This window comes from Acidovorax sp. KPB24-03, assembly GCF_057546605.1.
Window position 1 is genome coordinate 1 of sequence record NZ_BAAJYR010000748.1, and the last position, 1,037, is coordinate 1,037.

1 protein-coding gene is annotated in these 1,037 nt (G+C 73.5%); it reads right to left on the reverse strand.

What is annotated here, in order from left to right; translation table 11 throughout:
• Nucleotides 1–1,037: hypothetical protein (locus AC27KI_RS25700; protein WP_487116648.1), on the reverse strand; the 1,037-nt coding region annotated here is incomplete at both ends.

A 1,037-nucleotide genomic window follows, 5' to 3' on the forward strand; every position in this document is an offset into this window, starting at 1 on the left:
ACTCGCCGCCGAACGTCGCCTGCATGCCCGGGCATTGCGCAGCGATGCCCGCCGGCGTGGGGGGCGGGCCGCCGCGCACCCACTGGCCGAGCGCCGCCAGCAGCGTGGGATAGGCGGCATCGGTCAGGTAGCTGTGGGATTTGTCGGCCGTGAAGGTCTGCACCAGGTGGCCGGCCGTGCCGGCGCGCTCCATCGTGCGGCGAAAGCTGTCCTCCATCTCGACGAAGGCGGTGGGATCGTCCACGCCGTGCACGGTCAGCACCGGCACCGGGATGCGCCCGTCGGGGTCGGCGTCGCGCGCGAAGGTGGCCACGGCCTGCGGATCGGCGCGGTAGCGCTGCACGCTGCGGTTGAGCGCGGCATCGTCGCTCGAGCCGGTGTACACCGCGCCCCGATTGCCGAAGGGGTTGGCGCCGCCGGTGCGCCGCTGCACGATGTCCTGGAAGTGCCAGGTGGCCCAGTTCAGGTGGCCGTGGATGGCGCTTTCGCGGATGCGCACGGTCTGCACGATGGTCTGGACGCGCGACTGCTGCGCGGCCGTGCGCTGCGCTGCGAGCCGGTCCAGGCCCAGGCGACCGTCCACGCGGCGTTTCAGTTCGGCGGGTTTCAGCGTGGCATCGGGCAGCAGGCCCATCCACAGCGGGTACTGGGCTTCGGCGGGCAGCGGGTGGTTGGCGCACAGCGCCTGGTAGATCACCCGCAGGTCGAGCCGGAAGTCGTACGCCCGGCTGCCGCCGGCCAGCACGCCGCTGGTGAGCAGCACACCGTCGTAGGGGCGTTTGCCGTGGCCGTCGTCGGTGAAGAGCGATGCGCCCACGGCGGCCACGCTGGCGCCCCAGGACTGGCCGTGCAGCAGCGTCATGCGCGGCGCGGCCACGTGCTGCACGAAGATGCGCCGCAGCCGCTCGGTGTCTTCGGCCGCGGCATGCACCGCCACGCCGCCCTGGCGGTAGGTGGAGCCGGCCCAGGCGTAGCCGGCGCGCGGCACGACGGCCCAGCGCTCCAGGTCTTCCACCGTGCGCGACAGGCGCGGCGCG